This window comes from Pseudomonas sputi (genome assembly GCF_021603585.1).
GTDB classification, from domain to species: Bacteria; Pseudomonadota; Gammaproteobacteria; order Pseudomonadales; family Pseudomonadaceae; genus Aquipseudomonas; species Aquipseudomonas sputi.
On sequence record NZ_BQHI01000004.1, the window covers coordinates 374,136 to 399,062 of the forward strand.

General features: G+C 50.8%; 20 protein-coding genes and 1 pseudogene. 14 read left to right on the forward strand and 7 right to left on the reverse strand.

From position 1 onward, the window contains the following. Positions 1 to 59: 59 nt before the first annotated feature. The 9 genes and pseudogenes from L6D81_RS08580 (at position 60) to L6D81_RS29825 (ending at position 11,360) form a co-directional block, all read left to right on the forward strand. Complete coding sequence (locus L6D81_RS08580) at positions 60 to 830, forward strand: class II aldolase/adducin family protein (protein WP_370694802.1); 771 nt, start codon at positions 60 to 62, stop codon at positions 828 to 830. Between the two features lie 170 nt (positions 831 to 1,000). Next, on the forward strand, positions 1,001 to 2,347 hold the full coding sequence (locus L6D81_RS08585; protein ID WP_236178710.1) for a DUF1329 domain-containing protein: 1,347 nt from the start codon (positions 1,001 to 1,003) through the stop codon (positions 2,345 to 2,347). A gap of 39 nt (positions 2,348 to 2,386) precedes the next feature. Beyond that, positions 2,387 to 4,237 carry a DUF1302 domain-containing protein gene (locus tag L6D81_RS08590; RefSeq protein ID WP_236178711.1) on the forward strand — a complete coding sequence of 617 codons (1,851 nt, stop codon included), beginning with the start codon at positions 2,387 to 2,389 and terminating at the stop codon, positions 4,235 to 4,237. A gap of 84 nt (positions 4,238 to 4,321) precedes the next feature. Further along, complete coding sequence (locus L6D81_RS08595; RefSeq protein WP_236178712.1) at positions 4,322 to 6,685, forward strand: efflux RND transporter permease subunit; 2,364 nt, start codon at positions 4,322 to 4,324, stop codon at positions 6,683 to 6,685. 9 nt (positions 6,686 to 6,694) lie between these two features. Then, positions 6,695 to 7,702 carry a WD40/YVTN/BNR-like repeat-containing protein gene (locus tag L6D81_RS08600; RefSeq protein WP_108538191.1) on the forward strand — a complete coding sequence of 336 codons (1,008 nt, stop codon included), beginning with the start codon at positions 6,695 to 6,697 and terminating at the stop codon, positions 7,700 to 7,702. A 54-nt stretch (positions 7,703 to 7,756) separates the two neighbouring features. Then, positions 7,757 to 7,927, forward strand: a complete 171-nt coding sequence (locus L6D81_RS08605; RefSeq protein WP_236178713.1) for a hypothetical protein — start codon at positions 7,757 to 7,759, stop codon at positions 7,925 to 7,927. Positions 7,928 to 8,063: 136 nt separating this feature from the next. Further along, a complete protein-coding gene (locus L6D81_RS08610) occupies positions 8,064 to 9,620 on the forward strand; it encodes an acetolactate synthase large subunit (RefSeq protein ID WP_236178714.1) in 1,557 nt (518 codons plus the stop codon). Between the two features lie 12 nt (positions 9,621 to 9,632). Beyond that, positions 9,633 to 10,502: pseudogene (locus tag L6D81_RS29820) on the forward strand (MCP four helix bundle domain-containing protein); the annotation flags it as partial. A gap of 117 nt (positions 10,503 to 10,619) precedes the next feature. Beyond that, positions 10,620 to 11,360 carry a methyl-accepting chemotaxis protein gene (locus tag L6D81_RS29825; protein ID WP_439653675.1) on the forward strand — a complete coding sequence of 247 codons (741 nt, stop codon included), beginning with the start codon at positions 10,620 to 10,622 and terminating at the stop codon, positions 11,358 to 11,360. A gap of 132 nt (positions 11,361 to 11,492) precedes the next feature. Here L6D81_RS29825 and L6D81_RS08620 read toward each other — a convergent pair whose 3' ends face one another. From L6D81_RS08620 to L6D81_RS08640, 5 genes are all read right to left on the reverse strand, one after another. Beyond that, on the reverse strand, positions 11,493 to 12,575 hold the full coding sequence (locus tag L6D81_RS08620; RefSeq protein WP_236178716.1) for a saccharopine dehydrogenase NADP-binding domain-containing protein: 1,083 nt from the start codon (positions 12,573 to 12,575) through the stop codon (positions 11,493 to 11,495). A gap of 166 nt (positions 12,576 to 12,741) precedes the next feature. Beyond that, entirely contained in the window at positions 12,742 to 14,052 is a 1,311-nt protein-coding gene (locus L6D81_RS08625) for an NAD(P)/FAD-dependent oxidoreductase (protein ID WP_236178717.1), read from the reverse strand. A 116-nt stretch (positions 14,053 to 14,168) separates the two neighbouring features. Then, positions 14,169 to 14,717 carry a VOC family protein gene (locus tag L6D81_RS08630; protein WP_108538186.1) on the reverse strand — a complete coding sequence of 183 codons (549 nt, stop codon included), beginning with the start codon at positions 14,715 to 14,717 and terminating at the stop codon, positions 14,169 to 14,171. 16 nt (positions 14,718 to 14,733) lie between these two features. Beyond that, a complete protein-coding gene (locus tag L6D81_RS08635; protein ID WP_236178718.1) occupies positions 14,734 to 16,386 on the reverse strand; it encodes a GMC oxidoreductase in 1,653 nt (550 codons plus the stop codon). A 37-nt stretch (positions 16,387 to 16,423) separates the two neighbouring features. Continuing rightward, entirely contained in the window at positions 16,424 to 17,293 is an 870-nt protein-coding gene (locus tag L6D81_RS08640; RefSeq protein WP_236178719.1) for an alpha/beta fold hydrolase, read from the reverse strand. A 166-nt stretch (positions 17,294 to 17,459) separates the two neighbouring features. On the opposite strand from L6D81_RS08640, the gene L6D81_RS08645 reads away from it, so the two are divergent. From L6D81_RS08645 to L6D81_RS08660, 4 genes are all read left to right on the forward strand, one after another. Further along, positions 17,460 to 18,758 (forward strand): protoporphyrinogen/coproporphyrinogen oxidase, encoded by a 1,299-nt coding sequence (locus L6D81_RS08645; RefSeq protein ID WP_236178720.1) that lies wholly within the window; start codon positions 17,460 to 17,462, stop codon positions 18,756 to 18,758. A gap of 146 nt (positions 18,759 to 18,904) precedes the next feature. Then, positions 18,905 to 19,654 carry a TetR/AcrR family transcriptional regulator gene (locus L6D81_RS08650; protein WP_236178721.1) on the forward strand — a complete coding sequence of 250 codons (750 nt, stop codon included), beginning with the start codon at positions 18,905 to 18,907 and terminating at the stop codon, positions 19,652 to 19,654. Between the two features lie 458 nt (positions 19,655 to 20,112). Continuing rightward, the gene (locus L6D81_RS08655) at positions 20,113 to 20,409 is read left to right on the forward strand and encodes an SCP2 sterol-binding domain-containing protein (RefSeq protein ID WP_108538181.1); all 297 of its coding nucleotides are present in this window, start codon (positions 20,113 to 20,115) and stop codon (positions 20,407 to 20,409) included. A gap of 155 nt (positions 20,410 to 20,564) precedes the next feature. After that, on the forward strand, positions 20,565 to 20,774 hold the full coding sequence (locus tag L6D81_RS08660; protein WP_236178722.1) for a hypothetical protein: 210 nt from the start codon (positions 20,565 to 20,567) through the stop codon (positions 20,772 to 20,774). Positions 20,775 to 21,000: 226 nt separating this feature from the next. On the opposite strand, the gene L6D81_RS08665 is transcribed toward L6D81_RS08660, so the two are convergent. Together L6D81_RS08665 and L6D81_RS08670 are read right to left on the reverse strand one after the other, a co-directional pair. Beyond that, on the reverse strand, positions 21,001 to 22,269 hold the full coding sequence (locus L6D81_RS08665) for a tyrosine-type recombinase/integrase (RefSeq protein ID WP_236178723.1): 1,269 nt from the start codon (positions 22,267 to 22,269) through the stop codon (positions 21,001 to 21,003). A gap of 153 nt (positions 22,270 to 22,422) precedes the next feature. Further along, positions 22,423 to 23,337, reverse strand: coding sequence for a LysR family transcriptional regulator (locus tag L6D81_RS08670; RefSeq protein ID WP_011334079.1), 915 nt, complete (start codon positions 23,335 to 23,337; stop codon positions 22,423 to 22,425). A gap of 270 nt (positions 23,338 to 23,607) precedes the next feature. Here L6D81_RS08670 and L6D81_RS08675 point away from each other — a divergent pair, with 270 nt between their 5' ends. Beyond that, positions 23,608 to 24,630: a zinc-dependent alcohol dehydrogenase family protein gene (locus L6D81_RS08675; RefSeq protein ID WP_236178724.1), complete on the forward strand. Its 1,023-nt coding sequence runs from the start codon at positions 23,608 to 23,610 to the stop codon at positions 24,628 to 24,630. The last annotated feature ends 297 nt before the right edge of the window (positions 24,631 to 24,927 follow it).

Here is a 24,927-nt window from a genome sequence, read left to right on the forward strand (position 1 = left end):
ATTCGCCCGGTCTGTTGCTGAAAGGCCGAAATATAACTGAAAGTTGAGAAAACGTGATGATGCTAAAAATCGGTGATGTTGAGTATCCATCTTTAAAGGGTAAAGTCTCGGAGGAGGAGTGGCAGGCGCGTGTAGAGCTAGCTGCTATGTATCGATTGGTTCCAATGATGGGGTGGGATGATCAGTCTCTGACTCACTGCTCTGCGCGGATCGGTGAGCACTATCTTTTTAATCCACTTGGGTTTTTGTTTGAAGAAATCACTGCCTCCAGTTTGGTGAAAGTCACCCTTGATGGTGAGATTGTTTCGGATACGCCGTTTGAGATTACCATCGGGGGGTGGTATGTAATGAAAGCGGTACATGCGGTTCGTGAAGATGCTAACTTTGTTATTCATACTCATGATGATTTCGGTGCTGCCGTAGCCGCCCAGAAAAGAGGGCTGCTCCCTATATCACAACCGGCGGCGTTTGCGATTGGTGATGGTTTGGCTTATCACGATTATGAGGGCGTCGAAACCTATGAGGCGCGCATGCCTTCTCTTCAAGCGTCGCTGGGGAAAGCCAATAATAACCTTATTCTTCGCAACCATGGTTTGTTGACGTTGGGGTACTTTGCCAAGCACGCGTTTCTGCGACATCATAATTTGAGAAAAGCATGCCGTATTCAAGTAATGGCAGGGGCGGATGGCTGTGAACTGGTTGAAGTTCCAACGCCCATTTTAGAAACGTTTCCAGTTGAAATTATGCGAGCGGCCTCTGGGGAGGGCAATGATGCTTGGCCTGGGTTGCTTCGAAAGCTTGAACGTCTTGATCCAGGGTTTAAAGATTGATATTCGTTTGTCAGTAGCATTCAGGTACTGACTATTTACTGAGTCTTGGTGCGAAGGTTTAATGGAAAACGATAATAAGTTTATCTATCGGGCTGTGCTATCCAAAATTTAGTATTTTGGGCTGATGGTGGTTGATAACTTTCGGGGAAACAAGAATGATACCAATTCGAATGATAACGACTGCTCTCGCATATATTGCCGCGACCGCTGTGTATGCATCTCCAAATAGCGCTGATATTGCCAAACTGGGGAGTGAGCTAACGCCAATTGGCGCTGAAGTGGCCGGAAGCAGTAGCGGAGGAGTTCCTGCATTTGGTGGAGCGGTAATGCATGCTCCTACTGGGTGGTCTGCAGGCGCAAAACCCGTCGATCCATACTCGAGGGAAAAGCCACTTTACATTATTGATGCTGGGAGCGCTGACCAGTACAAGGACAGGCTTTCACCCGGACAATACGCTCTAGTAAAGTCGCTGCCTGGTTATAGTATGGCTGTATTTGAATCTCATCGAAGTTGTGGTATCCCGACCGTTGTTGCCGAGCAAACAAAAAAAAATGCAAGCCTTGCTTCTCTTGATGGTGAAGATCGTCTAACTGCAGCAGTCGGTGGTGGTTATCCATTTCCTTTACCCAAAAGCGGAGCGGAAATCATTTGGAACCATAAACTGCGCTATAACGGACCATCTGTTGAGACGTACGTTGTCAATGTCATTCCGCCTAAAGGCTCGAAAGGAACTGATTTTGGTGAGGTCCAGCTCTATTTGGATCAGTTGTATTTTCCGATGGCGTCAACCTCAGTAACAAGTCCTACCGAAGTAGGCAATGTCGAGTCTGCGTTGCGAGAGCAAACTTTGGCACCTCCGTCGGTCGCAGGTGATGGCGTTGCGTCCATCTCTTACATAGATAAGCCTACAGAAGCTAATTTGTATTTTTCTGCTCAACGCAGGATGCGTCGCGCGCCCAACTATCAGTACGACGCGCCAATTTTAAATACGGATAACCTCATCACTGCCGATGTGGCCTGGATGTTCAACGGCGCAATGGATAGATATGACTTTAAGCTGATCGGAAAGCGAGAACTGCTCATTCCTTATAATACCTTCTCGCTTTATGACCATACGCTAAAAGCAACGGATGTGTTTCAAGGGGAGTTTATAAAGCGCAGCATGGTGCGTTATGAACTTCATCGGGTGTGGGAGGTTGAGGCCACCGTCAAAGCAGGGAAACGGCACTCAATGCCGAAACGAGTATTTTATGTCGATGAAGATACTTGGACTATATCCGTTCAGGATCTTTATGATAGTTCTGGAAAGACCTGGCGTACTATGGAAGGGTATTTGGTTCCTGAGTATTCATTGGGTACATGTTTTCTCGCTGGCAGTACGATATACGATGTTCAAGCTGGTCGGTATGCCGGGCAAAGTATTGTTGCCGCCTCCGGTAAACCTGCTCGGTTTTCGAACGACTTGAAAGCCAGCGATTTTTCCGCTGATGCATTCCGGCGATGGATTGGTCGCTGATAGTACTGAACTTTATAGTTACTAGCGGAGCTTCCTCCAATGAAAATAAGTACTAATCTTCGAAAATTTGGCGTGTCGCCTGCAGCAACGTTAGCATCGGCATGTTTACTTCAGTACGCCCCGGCAGGCCATGCAGCATTATTTGATTTGGGAAATGGGGTGTCGGGTAGTTTTGACAGTACCTTGTCTATTGCGACTCAGATTAGAACTGGCAATCCGAGTTGCCGCTATGTTGGCTATGACAACGGGGGGTGTCCAAGCGGCTCATCGGCTCGTGCTTCTGGCGTTTTTGATCAGACTGGCATAGTCAATATAGATGACGGGGACCTGAATTATAAAAAAGGGCGCCCATTCAGTACCACCGTTCGAGGGGTGCATGACCTTTATATACGAGCGCCAGACGATCTGAAAGTGCTTCTGCGCGCAGCGTGGTTCAAAGACTACTCCGTTACGCATACGGAAAGGACATCAATTGAGGGTGATGCTCATGATGATGCCGTTTCAGATATAGAATTGTTGGACGCCTACGTCGATAAAGGTTTTCAGTGGCAAGAACAGTCAGCTAGTGTCCGTATCGGCAATCAAGTAATCAATTGGGGCGAGGCGCTTTTAACTCAAGGTGGTATCAACGAAGCGAACCCGCTGGATATACGTAAAGCGACTGCAGCGGGGGTGCAACTAAAGGAGCTGTATATTCCGCGGCCGATGTTTAGTATTAGCAGCAGTTTAACTGACAAGCTTGGGGTGCAAGCGTTTTATGAGCTAGGATTCAAGCCTTCAACATTGCCTGCCTCCGGTACGTTCTTCAATACCGCAGATTTATTGGGGGCGGGGGGGCAAGCACTATATTTTGGTACTAATGCGCTGGCCGGCTTTATAGGGCCAGGCGCAATTGGTGGTGATAACGGAACAATAGACGCTGTCACTGGTCGCCCGCTTACAGTTGAAGAGCGTCTTGCCAGAGGGTTCGCTGTTGGTCGTGGTCGTGATATCAAGCCGGGCTCTGACCAGTGGGGCATAAGCATGAAGTACGCCTTGGATTCGGGTGACGAGTTTGGTCTTTATTACATGCGCTACCACGAAAAATTACCGATGGTTTCGTATGTGATGGACGCTAATAGTCTAGTTGCTACTAATACCGGGGGTGGATTTCCTGTGGCTGCCTACGCTGCTGAATATGTCGGTAATCGCGACGTATTCGGCGCCTCCTATAATTTAAAATTAGGTGATTTCTCCTGGGGGATGGAGGCGGCTTATCGCCCGAATCAAGTTTTAGCAATTGATCCAACGACGTTGTTTAACACCGGTTTATCTGGCGACTGTGCCGGACTTCCAAATGGCTCTATATGTCATGGGTTTGTAGAGACCAAGAAGTGGCAGTTTACGGTGTCAGGCATGGAAATTTTGCAGTCGTCAAGCTGGGGAGGGTTAGTTGGTCTTCTCGGAGCGACTGAGGGTACGCTGCTGGCTGAAATGGCGGCGGCCTACTATCCCGATTTAGACCGTTCTCGGCTACAGGCTGCCTTGGCGTCTGCACCTCTAAATAGCACCCTCGTACCATATTCTAATAGTATTGGTTATGAGGTGCCGACAAAAAGCTCCGGAGGTCTCGCTTTCGATCTAGTGTTGAACTACGCAAACGTATTTGGCACGCGAATTAAAGTTTCACCGGAACTCGCGGTTAACCAGGGCCTATGGGGGATCGCAGCGCAGTCAATGCCTGGATTTTCAAGATCTGTAGGACAGATGACTGCGGCGTTGAATATTGACTTCAAAACAGAAGTTCCGTTGAAAGCACGTTTGGATTACACGCAATTCTACGGCGGGGGGGATACCAATCCGATGCAGGATCGTGATTACGTTAGTATTTCACTTAGTAGTTCATTCTAGGCCGTATTATTCGACCTGGCTTGATAAGGCAGGTCGATTACCCCAATAATCTTTCAGAGGTGCGACAGAGTTCGTAATGTCCTCATGCTAATAAGAGTTATTAATATTCTGGAGTCTTGGCTGTTTGGGCACCGCGCACTGGTTATCAGCCTATTCGCGTTGGCGACACTCGTTGCAGGTTTTTTTGCGGTGGAGCTGCGAATGGAGGCAGGGTTTGAGAAGCAGTTGCCTCAAGATCATGAGTACATCAAAACATTTAATGAATTTCGGGACCAACTATTTGGAGCTAATCGGGTAACTGTGGTTTTGCACTCCAGGCACGGTGACATCTGGAACGAAAATGGGTTACGGCGTTTGCTTGATGTGACTGAAGCTATCAGTGCTTTACCGGGTGTGAACCGGTCGTCGGTGACTTCGTTGTGGACGCCCAACGTTTTCTTTACGCAAGTAACCGAGAATGGCTTTGAAGCTCAGCCGGTAACGGGGGGGGATGTTGCTCCAAATGGTCTTACCGATGAGGTGATCGCCCAGATCCGCGACCGTGCAACTCGAGGAGGGCATATAGGAACCTTGGTTTCGAATGATCAGACCAGTGGTGCAGTCACCGCTGATTTATTCGATCAGGAGCCGGGGTCAGGCCAGAAGTTAGACTATATTGCGTTCAATAAGTTGTTAGAAGGTGAGATTCGAACCAAATTTGAGAATGACGATTATGAGGTACAGATCATTGGCTTTGCAAAGCAAATAGGAGCCATTGCAGATGAAGGTCGTGCCTCCACGCCATTTTTTATTTTGGCGTTTGTGCTTACGGCGCTTGCAGTATTTTGGTATTGTCATTCGATTAAGCTTACTGTACTACCGCTGTTTTGCTCGCTTATCTCTTTGGTCTGGCAGTTAGGGGCTTTGCATTTGCTCGGTTATGGGTTGGATCCCCTTGCAGTGTTAGTGCCTTTCTTAGTTTTTGCGATCGGCGTTTCGCATGGCGTACAGCAAATAAATTTTATTGTTAGAGAACTTGCAGCCGGCAATACGGCAATGGGTGCTGCGCGTGCCAGCTTTACAGGCTTGCTTATTCCTGGAACTCTGGCTCTTGTGACGGCTCTCGTCAGTTTTATTACATTGTTGATGATTCCGATTCCAATGATCCACGAGTTGGCGATCACAGCATCTATAGGTGTTTTGTTCAAAATATTAACTAACTTAGTGCTTTTGCCTGTTGCCGCATCCTTCATTAATGTCCCTGCTGAATATGCCCGTAGGGCAATGTTTCATAGAGAACGGCGTAGCGGCTGGCTGACTGGACTCTCTCGGCTTGCTGAACCGCAGTATGCCCGCTGGGTGGTTATGATTGGGGTGGCTGTTTTTTGCCTTGCCTACTGGCAAAGCCTTGGACGACATATAGGTAGCCTCGAGCGAGGAGCACCTGAGCTGAGAGCAGACTCGCGGTTCAATCAGGACGCGCTTTCCATTGCCAGCAGCTTCAATGTTGGATTGGACTGGTTGACAGTTGTATTGGTCGCACCGGCTAACTCCTGTGATAGCCAAGGCTTACTCCAATTAGCGGATGATATGGGATGGGCGATATTTCAAGCCCCTGGTGTAGTTGCTGTTGAGTCAGCGGCAACCCTAGGTAAGGAATATTCCGCAGCGCTCAATGAAGCGAACCCGAAGATGCTGAGCCTGCCAAGGGACTCTCGGGCGTTGGGGGGGGCCATTAATAATCTACAAAAGTTGCAAGGTGTTCGCGCTCGTGATTGTTCCGTCATTGCCGTTAATTTCTATCTTCAAGATCATAAAGCGACGACAATTCAGGAGGTTGTTGAGCGGGTCAAAGCATTTCGCACAAATAACATAGTTGCGGGTGTTGAGATACGTTTAGCTAGTGGAAACGCCGGTGTGCAAGCGGCCATAAACGAGGTCGTGGAGAAGAGTGAAACTCCGATGCTCCTATATGTGTATGGAACTATTCTTTTGTTGGTTTTTCTGACCTACCGCGATTGGCGTGCCATGTTGGTCTGCTGCGTACCTCTGACGGTTGCTACCTGGGTGGGCTATTGGTTCATGAAGGATCTGGATATAGGTCTGACAGTTGCAACTTTGCCGGTAATGGTTTTGGCTGTGGGAGTAGGAGTCGACTACGCCTTCTACATATACAACCGTCTTCAATTACACCTATCCAAAGGCATGACAACTACTCAGGCCGCAAAGCATGCACTACTGGAAACGGGCGTTGCTACGATTTTTACAGCAATAACCTTGTCTATTGGGGTCGCGACGTGGTCATTTTCTCAGCTTAAATTTCAAGCAGACATGGGCAAGCTCCTGGCATTTATGTTCATGATTAATATGGTCATGGCCATGACGCTGCTTCCTGCTGTGGCTGTGATGCTGGATAAGTGGATTCCAAGACGTAGACCTGTCCGTGCGTTGGGTATAGCGGCTCATTGAGTACTGATTATGCAAATTTTCCGATTTCGAACTGAGTTCCATTTGGTTGTTTTGTTTATCGCTTTAAGTTGTGCAGGCTCGTCTCTGCAGGTTCAGGCGAGCGCCCTAGACAAGCCGTTACGTATTCCCGCTGATCGGCCGGCCTTGCAAGCAGCTAAGGCCGTGTCTGCCAATATTGTATCGGCCACTCACGCCGGTGGTGGCGATGCGTCCAGGATTGTTGCCGTGGGTGACTATGGCGTGGTGTTGCTCAGTGATGATGGCAAGTCATTTCGACAGGCTGGCGAGGTGCCGGTTCAATCCACGCTGACTGATGTCCAGTTCTTGGATACAGAGCATGGCTGGGCGGTTGGGCACGATGGGGTGGTCCTGTCGACCGATGACGGAGGGGAGCATTGGAGATTGCTTCGGCGAGATGATGCGGCACGGATTCCCTTACTTGGTGTCTGGTTTGAGAACCCTTCGCATGGAATTGCTGTTGGTCAATTTGGCATGGCAATCGAAACACAGGATTATGGAAAAACATGGTCCGTAATCCACCCAGCTGGTGATGACGCTGAGAGCATGGATATGCACCTCAACGGTATTGCAGGTGTTCGAGGAGGTCCGCTTGTTATCGTCGGAGAGCGTGGCTTAATTCTGGTCTCGATGGATAACGGCAAACACTGGGAACAGCACTCCACTGCGCAGAATGGTTCGCTGTGGAATGTCATTCCACTACGAGAAGGCGGATTTGTGGCGGGGGGCATTGGCGGACATCTCTATTTAAGCACAAAAAACGGGCTGCAATGGCGCCGTGTAAAAGTGGAGGGCCAAGAGTCGTTAAACGGTATTACTCAGTTTGATGATGGAAGTATTTGGGTTGCCGCTTCCGGGGGGCTGGTGCTGAGTAGTTATGACGGTGGCGAGACGTTCAATATGTCTACGCGAGCTGACAGGCTACCTCTCACGTCGATTGTCGGCAGCGCTGCAGGTCCAATTTTATTCTCGCCAATAGGGTTGGTTGGCGCTAACTAATCGTGCCACTGATCGGTCGGCAGTGGGTACGAGTTAATGTGGGAGGAGATCAATATGTTTAATTCAAATACAAGAAAAATTAAAACAGCAATTGACTCAAGGCCAGATAGAGAAAAGGAAGATTTTCAAGGAGGTATTGGAGACTGGGTTTGCTGCATGATGTTCATTGCTGTTGGGCTAGGTGCATGGGCGGGTGTGTGGCTGATACATGCTTGGTGGGGCTAATAAGGGGCTTGCTAGCAAAACTAAGCGCTTCTAAAAGATTACGGAATACGGTTATTCATCCTAAAGTTATTTATATTTAGGGTAGGGAACTTTCTTTTCTTTTCTTTATTTTAGTTTTAATTGTTAAAGGGGCTTTATGAAAAACTCGCTCAATGGTGCGCAGTCACTGGTCAAAACATTGGTCAATTGTGGTATTGAAATATGTTTTGCTAATCCGGGTACCTCGGAAATGCATTTCGTGGCAGCTCTCGACTCGGTGCCAGAGATGCGTGCTGTCCTTTGTTTGTTTGAGGGCGTGGCCACCGGTGCCGCAGATGGCTATGGGAGAATCGCTTGTAAGCCTGCAGCAACGTTATTGCATTTGGGCCCCGGCCTTGCCAATGGACTCGCTAACCTGCATAACGCACGGCGGGCGAACACGCCGATCGTCAACGTGGTGGGGGATCACGCGACTTATCACCTTCAGTACGATGCGTTATTAACTTCCGACATCGTCGGCTTTGCTCGACCAGTTTCATCTTGGATACATCAGTCCACGAGTGCTCGAGTTGTTGCGAGTGATGCTGCCAGAGCAGTACAAGCAGCGAGATCCGCGCCCGGGGGGGTGGCAACGTTGATTTTACCGGCAGATACCGCTTGGAACGATGCTGAGCGACCGTCTGAGATGTTGGCAGATATTGGGCCGGCGGCCGTCAGTGCGAAGGCTGTTGAAGATGTGGCCAACTTGTTAGGGAACGGTAAAAAGACTGCGATTTTATTGCGAGGTGAGGCTCTATATGGCTTGGGGTTGGAGGCCGCCGGTCGGGTTCAGGCAAAAACGGGGGCTCGCTTGTTGTGTGATACTTTCGCTCCGCACATTGAATTAGGTGCAGGGCGCGTCCCGGTACAGCGTATCCCTTATTTTTCTGAGCAGATCACTGACTTTTTAAGCGACATTGAACAAGTCATTCTTGTAGGGGCCAAGCCTCCAGTTTCTTTTTTTGCCTACCCTGGAAAACCTAGTTGGTGTGCCCCGGAAGGCTGTTTATTCAGCTATCTAGCTCATCCCCATGAGGATAGCGTCGAGGCTCTGAATTGTTTAGCAGATGCTTTGGGCGCGCCGATCCACTTAGTTGAGCGAGTCCCTCTAGCATTACCTGGTATGCCTAACGGGCTTCTAAGTGCGATAAGCGTGGCTCAGATAATGGCGGAGCTGACCCCTGAGAACGCAATCATTGCGGATGAGTCTGCGACGTCCGGGATGGCGCTGTTAACGATGTTCGGACGCGCGCGTCCGCATACGCACTTGCCACTTACAGGTGGATCTATTGGGCAGGGCTTGCCCGTGGCGGTTGGTGCAGCGCTCGCAGCACCAGACCGTAAAGTTATTTGTCCCCATGGTGATGGCGGGGCGGCCTATACAGTACAAGCGCTTTGGACAATGGCACGGGAAAACCTCGATATAACGGTAGTCATCTACGCTAATCGTTCCTATGCAATCCTTAATGTTGAACTGCAGCGTGTAGGGGTAATCGGGGCGGGGGACAAGGCGTTATCGATGCTGGATTTGCATAATCCGGAAATGAACTGGGTGAAGATAGCTGAAGGCCTAGGAGTCGAAGCGAGTCGCGCGACGACTTGCGAGCAATTTGCTGCTCAGTATGAATCTGCAATGAAGCAACGAGGGCCGAGATTGATCGAAGCAATGATTTGATCTTAGCGGGTCATGGTAGTGAAGGGTCTCCTACGACTCTTCACATCTCGTAACCTTCTCGAACCGATAGGCTTGTTGCACGCATCAAGCGCCAGGAGCGGAGCCGTGATACGTTTTTTTGCTGATTTAGGGTTTCGTTGGAAAATCGCCTTGCCGTTTATATTGCTGGCTTTATTGCTGGTGATTGTAGGCGGTATGGGCATGCAGAGCATAACTCAGGTAGCGGATTCCAGCAGACAACTAACTAACCGTTATCTACCCGCTGTTAGCCTGCTTCTGAACGCCGATCAGGATCTTTATCGAGCCTTTGTCGCTGAGCGTAATCTCGTGGATGATGCGGGTGGAGAACTTTCACCTTCGCTAAAAGCTGCTCATGAGCAAAGTTTGCAACTGGCCTACGAACGAGTTCAAAAGTATGCGGCCATGAACCCTGGGGGCGAATCTAAACAACTGCTGGCACAGTTTGAGCAAGCCTTCTCACTTTGGCGAGAAACCTCGCGCGAAGTTGCCGAGTTGTCGAGCCGTGACCCAGCAATGGCCAGCTCCATTAATGCGGGAGACAGTGAGCGTCAGTTTTATAAAATGCGTGAGGTGATAGATAAACTCGGCAAATTAGAGGACAAAGCAGCCAAACTCGAAGGTCGACGGGCCATTGCGCTGGGTGAAGTCCATATTTGGCAACAAGGGCTGGTAATTTCCATCGGTCTGATTGTTTGCTTGGTATTGGTGATTGGCTTTCCGATGCTGGTTACACGATCGTTGCAGAATCTGTTGGAGCGTATTGAGCAGATTGCCGATGGTGATGGAGACCTGCGTATACGCTTGGTTGCCTTGTCGCAGGATGAACTGGGTAAGCTGGGGCGAGCGTTCAACCGTTTCCTCGACAAGCTGCAACTGCTAATTCGAGAGGTCACTCAGGTTACCGGTGAGGTGGCTGACTCCGCTCGCTGCATGGCGGATATGACGATGGCTAATGACCACTTGATTAGTAGCGAGCACATGGCGGTCAACCAGGTAAGCACTGCGGTGGCTGAGATGAGTGAGGTTGTGTTTCAAGTTGCACGTAATGCGCAAAGCGCCTCTGAGGCGGCACATCAAGCCGAGATTCGGACGCGCGAAGGTGGTGAGGTCGTGGGTGCAACCATCGATGCTATTCGTCGGTTGGCACAAGAGGTGGAGAATGCTTCCAATACTATCCAGGCTTTGGAGCAAGAGACCGCTAGCATTGGTTCGGTGCTGGAGGTGATCAAGAGTATTGCCGAACAAACCAATTTGTTAGCGCTAAACGCGGCGATTGAAGCTGCGCGTGCGGGGGATCAGGGGCGTGGCTTTGCCGTAGTGGCAGACGAGGTACGTGCTCTGGCAGCACGAACCCAGGACTCGACCAAAGATATTCAAAAGATGATCGATCGTCTTCAAGCTAGCGTTCAAAACGCGGTGGAGGCGACACGTTCTGGAAGTCTGAAGGCCCGCGACAGTGTAGTACGTGCAGCAGGAGTCGAAGAGGCGTTATCCTATACTGGCGACTCGGTGCGACGAATAAGTAATATGGCCGCACAAATCGCTACTGCCTGTGAGCAGCAGAGTTGTGTTACTGAGGAAATCGTCCGTAATATTACCGATATTCGTGATCTTTCAATTGATGCGGCTAAAACATCGGAGCAAAGCGCTCAGGCAAGTCAACATCTGTCGCGGCTTTCCAATGGTTTGGCTCAGTTGGTAGGACGCTTCCGGGTGTGATTTGCGAGCGCATAACGCATCGCAGGAGGGTCACACAATTGCATTTTTTGTAGCTCAACACAAACTCACAAGAGCAGAAGGTCAACGATCCCACCCATGCTCTCATGATTTTTTATCTTAACAGTGTCGAGTTCAGACTTCCTTGATTTCCACTCCCATGGAGCGAAGAGCATCAATGTAGGCATGAATGTCATCAGCTTGTTCTGGATAGCTGATGCCGGTGGTAGGGCGAGATCGACCGTTGAGCCCCAGGAGTCGCTCAACCTGAGTTACTGTGCCTATGGCCGTCAGGTGAGTCTGCCCTAGCTTATGCTTTACTAGAATACGCTGGGTATCTTCTTCTTTTATGGTTATAACGAACTCATGGGAAGCGCCGCTCCCCGGGTTGTACAGCATCTTGATTCGAGTGTTTCTCGATAGTCGAGCCCATAGCCCTGAGCGAACGACCTTGGCGAAAATGAACGTCATCAGCGAATTATCAAAGGCCATGCGTGTGGATACACCCAGTGCATTTCCTGTTCGGACGAGGGTCATTTGGTCTGGGCTGTCAACGCGACGACAGTTCGCCGACTGGTTATTGCTGAACTGTACCGGTCGACCGTCGGACATGGCTTGCACCAAGCGCCGCTCGCCGTTGCTCCAGATTGTAAACGGGTGATGTGCATCAATAAAGCCAACCACGGAGTCGGGTCCGGCCCTGTCACCCGTTGCAAATAGAATGTCGATATCTATCTGTTGAGCGGGTTGTGGGAGACGTCTGAATGCTGCCGCGGTCACTGAGGCAACTCCAGCCATCCATCCCGAAGATAACACCACCGGTGCCCGGAGGGGCTGGCCTGCCAAGACCTCTTGCGCGTCGTGAATCCGCTCTAGCCATCGAGCAATATCAACTATCGCTACGCCGCGCTTTACTGCGGAAAGTAACAGTCGGTCATTGGTGTCATTGACGGCTACTACGATTGCATCCGGCATCGTGGCTAGCGACGCTAATGGGTCGCTATTGTCGACATCTATTAATATAGCGCTTGCATTTTTTATACCTTGAGCAATCCGTTCTGCTTTTACCAGTGATCTACCACCGACCCATATTTTTAGTCTGGGGTGGCGTTGGGATAGTAAATTACATACCTGCGTACCTACTACGCCATAGCCACCAACTACTAGAACTGAGAGAGGCGTAACGGATGCTGTATTTCTGTCAATTTCGGACTGCATCGGAGTGCTCCTGTTATATTAAGAGATGTTGATTGGTGAGTGTGCTGAAGCTTTATTGATCTATTGTGGAGAGATTTTACTTCACGTGTGTGCGGCCATAGAGAATCCTCAATCTTGGCTTAAAATGCGTGATCTAAATCTAAGTGGAGTGTCTAGTGAATTATTTTCAGTTAGTGAAAGTAAATTTTGGATTCATTTTTTGACCCGCTTTGCGTATGTCGTGGCGCATCACCGCCGACAATCCCTTTACGACGGTCGATGTGATAAAGCGATTCGGCCATTTTAGTTTGTCTCGGGTAACCAACCAAGACAATGTACTATCAGTGGATCCTTCAAGCATGAGTTCTGCAAGTGTTCGCCCGTTATGCGCACCAATGGGAAGACCATGCCCCCAGCAGCCATTGGCATAACCAATTCGCGCGTCCTCAAGCAACCCGACGTGCGGAATGTAATCCCTTGTTGTTGAGATTGGGCCCCCCCAGCTCTGCTCAGTCCGCACTCCTGCTAGTGCTGGGAAGAACGACTGGAGGTGCTGTGGCCCATCCAACATAAAACCCTTGCTAATATCTAGGGCCATTTCGTTTCCGCTTGGCACCGCCGCATAGTAATTACCGACATACAAAAGCCTGCCGTCAGATGTTGGGGCAAAAGAATAGAATAGCTTCGACATCATATTGACCCCACATCGTCGAGGCCATTTCAGTTCGCGCCATTGCTCGGCGGTAAGCCGCTCGGTAATATTGGCGTAGACAAATACAGGGGATTGCATGCGGGTTGTGCCCAGATCTTGCAAACCATGAATCAAATGTGAATACGCATTTGTGGCAAGAACTAATTTTGCGCAACGAACGGTTCCGCTGCCTGTGCGAACGGTAATCCCGTTTAAGTCTCGCTCAATACTAACTGCTGGGCTATGTTCATAAATTTTTGCACCAAGCTGTTCTGTAGCGTTCTTTAGTCCGTGAAGCAGCTTCAACGGGTTAAGTTGACCTCCCCGCGAATCGAAGCATGCATTGCCGAAGTATGGACTGTTGAATTCTAGTGCTACTTGTTCGGCGGAGATGCTTTCTAGGTAGCTTGCTTGCCCTATCGATTTGCAGAATTTTATGTAGTCATTTACTGCACCATCGCCATTCGATTTTAATCCCATTTCGTAATAGCCGGTTTGTTCATAATCGCAGTGTATATCGTGCTCTAGGATGAGATCCTCAATCATCTGCAAGCCTTCATGGACATAGTGATACGCTTGGGCTAATCGTTTCTCGCCGTAACGCTTTAGTTGCGCCCGGAAATCGCCCTCCCCAAACGCAATGATAAGCTGGCCAGCATTCCTACCGCTTGCACCGAACCCTATGACCTCTCCCTCGAGCAGCGCCACAGAAGCGTTCGAATCAATCTTACGAACGTGGTAGGCCGTCGATAGCCCTGTGATACCGCCACCGATGACGCATACATCGACCTCAACCGATTGCTTCAACGGTTCGTTGGGTGGGTATAGCAGGGCTGATTCAAACCAATGCGAACGACTCCTATGTAACATGGTAAGCATCTCTTTGATAGAATGATGAAAACACTATATTAGGCTGAGCAATCTCAGAGATCTAATACGGCAAAAGGATTTGTCGGATCGATGTAGCGCAAAGGTCGTTCGCCGTTCCAATTGGCTACCGTTTTTTGGAAGAGCTCAGTGATTGGTTTGTATATTTCGGGCATTTTTATAAACTCAACGAGCCCGCCATTGTGATGTTCGGTGTTCAAATAAATGGTTTCTACTCCGTCGGGTGTCGAACTATATTGAATGATATCCTCTGGCGTTAGAGAGTTAGTTATGATTTCAAGGTCATCACAAAAACTTGCCACATGAATGAGACCATTGCCACTGCGGTGCTTGAGGGCTGTGTAGACTGACGGCGCATCGTTGTGTTGATAGATTAACTCCAACATTATGGAACCTATGTAGGAGAACGCCAGTGTCAATTGTACGGGTGTGTCTTCATTCATATAAGTGAATTTTTCGTATTCAACATTTTGATGAATGAAGAATGGTCCGACTCCGCAAGTGTTAACCCAGTGCATGGCGGCTTCTTCGATATTGTCAACAATGAATCCCAGTTGATCAATTTTATTTATCTTGGTTTTCATAGAGGCTCCATATATTTTATTTGTAGAGTGTGGTGGGGCAAGGTGTTGGGTTTGTATGATTTTTGAGGATGTGTTCCGCTACCCGAAGTGCGTTGGCTGCAATTGTGAGTGAGGGGTTTGTGCCGGAGCTTGTCGGGAAGAATGAACTATCTACGACGTAGAGATTATCAAGCTCATGCGCCTTGTTGTAGCGGTCTAGGACACTGTCTTTAGGTGATTCACCAAAACGACAAGTACCGCAGACATGGCCCAGGAGGCTATTTTTTTGTGCCGCTTGATTTAATTTTGGATGGTACTTTTTTAAAATCTTCTTTATTTTATCTCGAAATAGTTCTAGGCGTTCTTTGTCGTTCTCATGGATCGAATAGTTAATGACGACCTTGCCATCAGTTCCAAGCGTGAGTCGGTTATCCGGGTATGGGTAATCTTCCATGATCGATGCGAAAACGATCGTTTTTTTAAGCGAGGCTTTTACAGCTTGCTCAATAACCGGCAAAAACTTGGATGCGATAAATCCGAGCACTGATGAATGGCGAGAGATGTCTTCCTTCATTGAACGCGCAATGATGCGTGGGGGAGGAAGATTGCCATTGGATTGCACCGTACCCAATTTTACGCCGTCGCTGATATAGAGGTCGTTCCAGGCCAGTTGTTTGACTAAATCACTCTCATGTGGGGACTTTCGCGGTTTGACAACGTAATAGTCAAACAGGTGACGCATCAGGTTCCGTCCGACCTGATCCGATCCGTTCGCGAGTCCATGCGGCCATGCCTTGGAGGCTGAACGCAATAGTAATGCTGGCGTACCAATGGCGCCGGCTGCGAGTATTATCGTATTGCCACGCAAGGTGACATCGGCGCCATTCCACCGACAGTGCAAAGTCGTGACGCATGTATTTTCAGTGGTTAGCTTGAGGACGTCGCAGTTATCGGCAAGGACCGCTCCATGTTCACGCAATGCCGGTTCCAGGCAAATATTTACGCTGTCCCCCTTGCAGCGTTTCTCGCAGATAAAGCCAATACACTCTCGACAGCCTGGTTTGTAGTCGCACGCCATTGGCACATGGTAGGGGTTGCATCCTTGGGCGCTCAGGTACTCGAATAGCTCTGAGTTTGCAGGACTGTAAGAGGGTGGTGAGAGGATCGACCGGCACTCTGTATCAGGACGTAAGGGATCACGAGTCGCTTTTACACGGTAAAGCGCTTCTGCCTCGGAATAATAGGGCTCCAGTTCTTCCATTGTGATTGGCCACCGTTCCGGAACCTGGGCTTGTGTCGCTGCTTTAGCGTATTTGGCGGGCTCGAAATCGGAAGGGAAAAAACGCTCCATGACCATGCCGTAGAGCGTGCTGGACCCTCCAGTACCCTCACCCAAAATGGGGAGGACGGCTCTGCTTGTTATTCCGCTCAGCTCAAATATTGGGTCCGATAACCGTCCGCTACGTTTGAGATAATTCGCATAGGAGTCACCCTCGCATTCGCGTTCAAACAAGGTTTCTGTCCAATCGCCCGTAAGGGCAGTTGAGGTGCTCAGATGATCCATTCCTTTTTCGCAGAAGAGCACTTTCATTCCGGATTGCGCGAGGCTATAACCGAGAGTGGCACCCCCAATACCAGTCCCAACGATGATTGCATCCCATTGGCATGCCTGTATTTCGGCTGGGGTCATACATGCATCCTCATTTCTAGAATTGGCTCGCATTCCCTCAAACCTTTTTTGATGCGCGCTGTAAAAGATCAGTGATCGCCGTCAGCGACTGCGGCTCATCCAGCAAGGGAGGATGTCCTCGGTCTGACACGCTGGTAAGCGTCGCAGAAGCATTCACGGCCAGCATGCGTGTAGCGATATCGGCGGTAAGCAGATCCGATAGCTCTCCTCTTATTAGCGCAGCCGGTACTGCGCTCGCTTTGGCAAACTCCAGCCAAAATTCTGGTCGTTTTGCTTGCATGCGCGCAGATTCGCGCATCGTAAGCAGGTCAAAATCTCGCTCGTAACGGCCAGTAGTGGTCTCGTGGTAAGCGCGCAGCATCAAGCGACTCCACTCACTCTGTTCCAGCCCGGGGTAAATAGCCTCGTTGTGCTCTTTTACTCTCGCGACAGCTTCATCGAATGAGTAGTCTGCATTTTCTGCATGGCTGGCCATTCGTTTGAGCGCTGCCAAGGGGACTTCTGCTCCAATATCGTTAACCACGATTCCCGCAACGCGCTCGGGGTTTTGCCCTGCCATTTCAATGGCCATTAGGCCGCCCAGTGTTGTACCGATGATCACGACGCGCTTGATCTCCAAATGATCCAAGAGCTCCCACGTATCTTGGATTAGAAGATCAAAGTGATATCCCTCGGCGTCGGTGGCACGGTCGGATCGCCCGCGCCCACGCAGGTCAGGCGCGATGACGCGCCTGCCTGTCGACAGGTGAGGGGCCAGATCCTCAAAGTCACGAGAGTTGCGCATGAATCCGTGTAGGCAGATCACCGGAATTTCAGAACCCTTTGAGGTGTAGTCTCGGTAGAAAAGCTTCAGCCCTGTCTTTGTCGTGAACCACGATTTTTGGTATTCGGTCTCGTCGTTTTTCATCTCACCCTACCCCTGTCTTGAAACTCTTATTTGGCGGTTGCTCGCGCAGATGTGCCCACCGTGGGCGCTTGCATCAGCTTCATATAAAACCTGATGTTAGTCAACTTATAGTGGTAGCATCGCGGATCAGCGAGGTGGGAGCTTTGCGATGAAGGGGCGATGAAGCATGAAAGACGGACACATTATTGTGATTGGAGCTGGGATCACTGGGTTGGCATCTGCGGCTGCTTTGAGCAAGCGTGGTCGAAAGGTGACTGTCCTCGAGGCATCTGAGCGACCTGGTGGACGGATCCGGCGCTTAACACGTCACGGGGATTCAGTGGAGGTCGGTGCACAGGGAATTCATTCGAACTACACAGAGATGCTCAGTCTAATAAATCAAGTGGGTTTACAGAGCGAGCTTATGCCTTTGCAAGGCAAGGTTTCATTTCTTGATCGAAGCGGATCACTCCGTATCCCGGATAGGGATTTAGGCGTGATAAAGTTGATGAATGCGCGTGGTGTCCGGGACTTTTCCTGGTTTGCTGCTCGTTATATTGCTTTTGCAAAGCGATTTCCTCAATTCGAGATTTCTCGAGATATTCCCTCATATGATGATGTTTCTGCGGAGGACGCATTTTCTTGGGCGGGTGATGATTTTCACGATTTTCTGCTTCGACCAATGATGCATGCAATGACAAATACAACTCTCTCTGATACCAGCCTTTACCATGCTATTAATTCAATGAGGCTCGCGCTTTCGACAAAGGTTTTTGGGCTTCGTACGGGAATTGTAACGCTAGCTGAGCGCTTGGCATCATCGGTGTCGGTTCAATATTCTAATTCGGCCGCGCAAATTTTGACAACGGGAGGGCGTGTCGACGGGGTTCTTCTTGAGGACGGGAGAATACTCAAGTGTGATCATGTAATTGTTGCATGCCCAATTGAGGCGGCAGCCAAAATTCTTCCCGATGAACTAAGTGTTGCAAAAGAATTTCTGTATGAATGTCCCAGTGCTCCATTTGTATTGGTTTATTTTTTTCTGGATAGACCGGTTTCGTCCGAAGCTTATGTATACATGGGGCATCCCTATCGGGATGTGGTATTCAATATGGCGATTAATCACAGTAGGAAAGCGCCCTACATGGTACCTAGTGGTAAGGCGATCATTTCAGCGTGGTCTAGTTATCCGAGCTCAACCAACCTTTTTTTTCAAACGGATGACGCTGTTGTTTCCCAGGCTTTGCGGGATATGGAAGCATTTTTTCCTGGAATATCTGGGTGGGTGGATGAGGCCCGGGTGATAAGGCACTCGTGGGGGATCGCGAGATACGTCCCTGGTGCTTATCGCAAAATTCTTGAGTTCAAGAGGCATGCCCAGACGCTTGAGGGCATCTCCTTTGCGGGAAATGATTATGATGGCGTTCACATGGAGGCCGGCGTTCGAAGCGGCCAGCGAGCAGCTCGGCGCGCATGCGAGGGGTAATGCTATTCTGATTAAACTGGTGCGCGCGCGACCTTTTGCCGCATAAATTCAAGTGTCGTGGTATCTTTATAAAGTAGCTTACTAAGCTCTAGCTCCGGTTAAAATAAAGCAGGAAAAAGTTCAGAAATTCAAATTAGGTAAGTAAAGTGGACGAAAATTATTCAGGTGGCGGTGATGATGGTGATGTGCCGGTAGTTCGCGCTAAGGCGTCACATCGAAAGGGGCGAACTGCGGAGGTGCTGCGGACTCCTCGAGTTCCAACTCAGGAGCGAAGTCGGCGTCGATACCAATCGATTCTCGATGCTACCCAAAGATTGTTGAATGCCGCCAATATTGAAGATATTAGTTTATATGATATTGCCAAGGAGGCTGGGATTAGTCCTGCCTCTGTGCACTACTTGTTTAATACGGTGGCGGCGGTTCATGTTGAGCTGAACAGGATTTATAATGATATTATAACGGGGCAGATAATCGCTGCGCAAACAACGCTCGTCGATCAACAGGTCAGCACTTGGCAAGAGTGGACACGTATTAGTCTGGATGCAGCTCGAGTACATTTTAATTCGAATCGCCCGATGTGCGAGATTTTGTTGGGGCCAGCTTTACATAGGAAAAGTCGCGTGGCGAATATGCAGGGTAGTGATACCTTGGGGCAGGCTGCATTGGTTAACCTGAAGCGCGTCTTTATGGTTCCGGATATTCCTGGTCTAGAAAAAAACTTTATGTACGCGGGAGAGATTCTCGATGCTTTTTGGTCGGGGGCATATTCTGCTCGTGGTTATATCGATGATGAAACATTCGAAGAGACAATGAAGGCTATCATTGGTTACTTACGAAATGTTCTTCCTGAAACGATGCGCTTAATTAATCCCAAGGCTGTCCTCGGAGCTAAATAGCGGTCTAAGGGGGCGTGTTGTAGTTTGATATCTAGGTATCCTGACACTCGTTCACGGCGCACTGTTTAGAATGCATAGCCCACCCGGCGTAGTTCGTTCATTGTTGAGTTGGCTTGCCAGGTGGGGCACGCAGTCGTGCTCTGTCTGCCTGAAATGGACGAGCGGTCTCTGGATTCGTACACGAGTCGAGCGGTCATCGAGACTCTTTCCCCCGCGTTGCGTGCGTTTCTTCGTACCCGTTTCAACCGCATGATGAGCGCTCATTCGCTTTCAGTGCGGTCAAATCGTCGAATTGATCCCTACCTTACTGACTGACTTGCGAGCCTTGTCTGAACGCTATAATCTGACTTACAGCAGGTTATGGTTGGTCAAGCAGTCCTCTTGTGCGGTATGAAGGCTTGGTTTTCCGCAATTTGCCCACGTAAATCCGTTAACATTTCAATGTCATGGAGTCTGCTATGAGCGATCAAATCATTACCGAAGGGCTAAAAAAGGTTCTGACAAAAGGTGTCCTGGGAGCTGTTGCGCGCGTTGAGTTCAACGACGGTTCTGCGATCGTAATAACGAGTACGACAGATACGCAGGACGTCTCCTGGGATTCGGACGAGAAGGGGACCTGTCAGTTATTGTGCTCAAAAGACACCTTCCTTGATCTCCTGTCCGGTCGGCAGGGAGCAACGATGGCTTTTATGAAGGGGCAGTTGAAGGTGAACGGCGACATGGGCGTCGCGTTGAAGCTATCTCAATTGATCTGAATCAGACATGCGGGCACGAGCGTTGAAGTACGGATCGTGCCTGCATTTGTAATCAATGGCTATTGATTGATCCACAACGTCCGGTGAGTCACAGCGGCAGCTTTTCCAAAATGCGAGCTTTTCAGCTTGCCGTAAATTCGGCTCAGGAATTGACCGTGACAATGAAAAAAAGCGTGGCGGGCGGGGAGCGTGTCAATTCCGATATTCTGGATGACGAGCAGCGATACTACGATGCGCTCCGCAATCTGGCCCAGGCGCGTTATGCCTACCTGAGGTCGTGGCTAAAAGTACGATTCCTGGCAGGCAAGCTTTCGGATGTGGACATAAGTAGTCTGGCACTGTGTTTTGAAAAAACTCCATGCTAGGACTATTCAGTCGCCACTAATGTCAGGCAACTGGCTCAGAGCTGGGACGTGGTGGTCGTTCGCTGAATCACCTCCGTCTTGGCCCTTGATACACCCCAAAAACAAGTCCAGAATTGAGTCTTTCCTGCTTCGGCAAGAAAATAAACCCTTTAGATTTCAATGGGTCGGACGCCAGATGCGAGTCTCGTTTCCCGCTCCAATCTCCTAATTTGTATTCTCTGTATGGTCAATCTGTGGTTATTCGCGCAGCGTTTTGCCGCAACTGATCCAAATAGTCAGCCCATTGTTGAGCCGCCTCCCTGCGTTTTACCAGCAGTTGGGCGCGCGCGTAGACAGCCCCTAGCGCCCCTGGCATCCGGTGGGATAACGACAGTTCGAGCACAATTGGATCGATGCCCAAGTGCTCGTGGGCAATGGTCCTGTAGGTCGCACGAAAGCCATGGGCCGTGATGTCGTACTCTGGCCAAATACGCTGAAAGGACTTGAGCATGGAGGTCGGGTTTATGGGGCGTCCCGGATAGACCGGCGAGACGAACACCCAGCCTTTGCCTTCTTCATCCACCACGCGGGTTTTATGTAGCTCGCGTAACAGAACCAAGGCTTGTTCAGGCAACGGCACGATATGTTTGCTCTTGTCCAGATGTTTGGTTTTGCTTACCACATAACGCCAATCTGCGCCCACCAAGTCGACATCTTCCCAGCGCATCTGCACCAGTTCGCCTGGGCGGACGGGCAACATGACCAGCAGGCGCATGGCGGTGGCAACGCTGCCATCGTTGCAGTCATCAAGGCGTAGAAGAAACCTGCCTAGGTCGGCTGGCCTTTCGATCGCTGGGTTGCTGGTCACGACATGGCGGATCTTCAACTCCTCAATGTTGCTGAGCGCCACATTGCGTTCCACCCATCCGCGCCCCTCGGCAAAGCCCAGGACGGCACGGATTATGGTACGTACGCGCCGGGCCATGGCCATGGTGCGCTGGCGGCGCAACTCCGTAATGATTGTGGTGATGTGCTCCAGCTTGATCTCGCTGACCGGCTTTTTACCGATCGCGGGCAAGATGTGGTTGTTCAGCGCTCCGTTAAACCCCGCGATGGATTTGGTTACCAGCTCGGCAGACTTGAACGTCAACCATTGCTTGGCTACGTATTCGAAGGTGCGCACCTCGTTGAGTAGGTGTGCTTCGATCTTGGCGGTCTTGGCCTTGAGCGGTGCGGTGTGGTTAGCCACGTCGCGGCGCGCGCCGCGGGCAATGTCGCGCGCCTCCTTGAGACCAATGTCGGGGTAAGCGCCGATGGAGAAGCGGTTTTCCTTACCATACAGCCGGTACTTCAATCGCCAAACCTTGGAAGGGGATTTGCCGACCTTGCTCGACGCCCTTACCTCCAAGTAGAGACCAGGAACTTCGCCGTCGGCATGCTTGCCACATTCGGTCAGCGAGCGGATGAAGGCATCGCTTAGTTTTCGTCTGAAAACGACTGCATTATTTGGGGGCATCGGTGGGGGCATCCTTTTTAAGGAACCGAAATTTGCCCCCAATTATGCCCCCATGAGTCGTGGAATCCATTGGATTTAGACAGACGGCAGCGGACTGGAATAACCAATAAGTTGTTGTTATAAAACGATTTTATGGAATTTAATGGAACTCCATTACAGGCTATCGGGGTCCCCAAAAAACATCTGAATCCGCGATCTCAACCAACGCTCCCCCGGATCATTATCCTGCGATCCCCGCCACGCCATGTGCAATTCAAACGTACGCGTCGGCAACGGTGGGTCTTCGGCGCGCAAGCCGCCAGCCGCTGTCAGGGCATCCGCCGTGTAATCGGGGACGGTCGCTACGATGTCGGTGCCTGCCAGCAGCGTCCCCAAGCCGTTGAACTGCGGCACGGCCAGGACCACATGCCGCTTGCGTCCGAGTTTTTCCAATTCTTCATCGACGAAACCACTGAGGTCGCCGGCAAACGACACCAGCGCGTGCGGTCGGGCGCAGTAATCGTCCAGGCTCAGCGGCCCCGGTACAGTATCGGCGCGCAGCAACTTGGGGGCGCTGCGGCGCAGCACCTTGCGCTTGGCGTTGGCCGGCAAATCGGTGGTGTAGCTGACACCGATGGAAATTTCGCCGGAGGCGAGCAGGCCGGGCATCAATATGTAGTTGACGCGACGCACCACCAGCACGATGCCGGGCGCTTCGGCGCGCAAGCGTTTGAGCAACATTGGCAACAGCGCGAATTCGACGTCGTCCGACAGGCCGATGCGGAATACCGAAGTGCTGGTGGCCGGATCGAATTCGGCAGCGCGGCTGACGGCGGTGGAAATCGAGTCCAGGGCCGGGGAGAGCAGGGCGAAGATTTCCACCGCGCGGGCGGAAGGCTCCATGCTGCGTCCGGTGCGCACGAACAAAGGATCGTCGAACAGGCCGCGCAGGCGTGAAAGCGCCGCGCTGATCGCCGGTTGTCCGAGGAACAGCTTTTCCGCCGCACGGGTCACGCTGCGCTCATGCATCAGCGTTTCGAACACGATCAACAGGTTGAGGTCGACACGACGCAGGTCATTACGATTCATCTGGAGTCCTGGCAGAGTCATCAAGCTTGACGAGAGCGACCATATGAGAACAATGGCCGGCATGAATCTTACGGGGAAAGGCTGGTACTCTGCACCGGGTAATTCAGCTTTACTGAGAAGGCGGCAGCAGATTTTTCATGGATTTTTTCAATGCTGGCCATGCTGCGGAATCAATGACAGGCATGTCGACTATTAATAGCCACTGATAGTCTTGGCTGGAAAGCCCAGATAGAGTTCAGGGCATTAGAGGTTACTTTGACGAGGTTTGCGATGTCCCGCACGATCCGTTTTCACAAGTTTGGTCCGGCCGAGGTGCTCAAATGCGAAGAGCATGCGGCTGCTCAGCCAGGTCCTGGCGAAGTGCAGGTGCGTGTCGAGGCGATCGGCATCAGCTGGTATGACACGCTCTGGCGTCAGAATCTGGCATCGTCCCAGGCGCGCCTGCCTTCCGGTCTGGGCCATGAAATGGCCGGCGTGGTCACCGCGGTCGGCGAGGGCGTCGAAGATCTGGCGGTGGGCGACAAGGTGGCCAGCTTCCCGGCCGAGAGCCCCAATGATTATCCGGTCTACGGCGAGCTGATCGTTCTGCCGCGCACCGCGCTGACCCGGTACCCGGACGTGCTCAGCCCGATTGAAGCCAGCGTGCATTACACACCGCTGTTGATCGCCTATTTCGGATACGTTGATCTGGCACGGGTCAAACCCGGGCAGTTCGCCCTGGTGACCGACGCCAGTCACTGTGCCGGGCCGTCCTTTGTCCAGTTGGGCAAGGCGCTGGGTGTGCGGGTAATTGCTGCCACCAAAACGGCGGAAGAGCGTGAATACCTGCTGTCTCTCGGTGCCGAGAAAGTGATCGTCACCGAAGAAGAAGACCTGTTGATGCGGATCAACAAGATCACCGACAACCGCGGCGTCGACGTGGTGTTCGACGGTCTCGGTGGGCCACAGATGTCGTTGCTTGGCGATGTGCTCGCGCCACGTGGCAGCCTGGTGCTGTACGGCTTGCAGGGTGGCAACCAGACGCCGTTCCCGGCCTGCGCAGCGTTCCAGAAAAATATTCAGTTCTTCGTGCATTGCATCGGCAACTTCACCGGCAAGCCGGAGCTGGGCATCATCCAGGACCACGTCGCCTTGCAACGTGCCTTGCGTGATATCAATCAACTCACGTCTGACCGAGTATTGCTGCCGCTCAAGACCCGGGTGTTCCCGTTCAACGAGTTTGTCGAAGCTCACCGCTACATGGACGAGTGTCCGTGCCGCGAGCGGGTTGCCCTGCAAATCGAACCTGCCTGACCTTTCCTGTCAGAGTCCGTGGCCCCACGGACTCTTGTGCGTTTTATCCTTCAGACATCGAGAAACCCTGGGCCTGATACCCGGGGAAGTTCAGCAACTGAACTGGTTTTTGCTCGTGATCTGTATCTTCTAATTGCCCTCCAGACCCTGATAATTGAATGACTACTTTCATCTCAAGGAATGAGCCATGTCTGTGCATTCTATTTGTTCCGTACAGTCTCGATCGGCTGTTTATTGTCGCGATTCAAACTTCTGTTTAAAGTTTGTAGGGGTGTCATGTAATCCCTTCTTTTTTTC

Coding starts and splice junctions, on each gene's coding strand:
- L6D81_RS08590 (WP_236178711.1), top strand. CDS start 2,387: ATGAAAATAAGTACTAATCTTCGAAAATTTGGCGTGTCGCCTGCAGCA.
- L6D81_RS08655 (WP_108538181.1), top strand. CDS start 20,113: ATGAGCGATCAAATCATTACCGAAGGGCTAAAAAAGGTTCTGACAAAA.
- L6D81_RS08635 (WP_236178718.1), bottom strand. CDS start 16,386: ATGACCCCAGCCGAAATACAGGCATGCCAATGGGATGCAATCATCGTT.
- L6D81_RS08620 (WP_236178716.1), bottom strand. CDS start 12,575: ATGCAGTCCGAAATTGACAGAAATACAGCATCCGTTACGCCTCTCTCA.
- L6D81_RS08610 (WP_236178714.1), top strand. CDS start 8,064: ATGAAAAACTCGCTCAATGGTGCGCAGTCACTGGTCAAAACATTGGTC.
- L6D81_RS08645 (WP_236178720.1), top strand. CDS start 17,460: ATGAAAGACGGACACATTATTGTGATTGGAGCTGGGATCACTGGGTTG.
- L6D81_RS08600 (WP_108538191.1), top strand. CDS start 6,695: ATGCAAATTTTCCGATTTCGAACTGAGTTCCATTTGGTTGTTTTGTTT.
- L6D81_RS08585 (WP_236178710.1), top strand. CDS start 1,001: ATGATAACGACTGCTCTCGCATATATTGCCGCGACCGCTGTGTATGCA.
- L6D81_RS08605 (WP_236178713.1), top strand. CDS start 7,757: ATGTTTAATTCAAATACAAGAAAAATTAAAACAGCAATTGACTCAAGG.
- L6D81_RS08665 (WP_236178723.1), bottom strand. CDS start 22,269: ATGCCCCCAAATAATGCAGTCGTTTTCAGACGAAAACTAAGCGATGCC.
- L6D81_RS08670 (WP_011334079.1), bottom strand. CDS start 23,337: ATGAATCGTAATGACCTGCGTCGTGTCGACCTCAACCTGTTGATCGTG.
- L6D81_RS08675 (WP_236178724.1), top strand. CDS start 23,608: ATGTCCCGCACGATCCGTTTTCACAAGTTTGGTCCGGCCGAGGTGCTC.
- L6D81_RS08640 (WP_236178719.1), bottom strand. CDS start 17,293: ATGAAAAACGACGAGACCGAATACCAAAAATCGTGGTTCACGACAAAG.
- L6D81_RS08580 (WP_370694802.1), top strand. CDS start 60: ATGCTAAAAATCGGTGATGTTGAGTATCCATCTTTAAAGGGTAAAGTC.
- L6D81_RS08595 (WP_236178712.1), top strand. CDS start 4,322: ATGCTAATAAGAGTTATTAATATTCTGGAGTCTTGGCTGTTTGGGCAC.
- L6D81_RS29825 (WP_439653675.1), top strand. CDS start 10,620: ATGGCGGTCAACCAGGTAAGCACTGCGGTGGCTGAGATGAGTGAGGTT.
- L6D81_RS08630 (WP_108538186.1), bottom strand. CDS start 14,717: ATGAAAACCAAGATAAATAAAATTGATCAACTGGGATTCATTGTTGAC.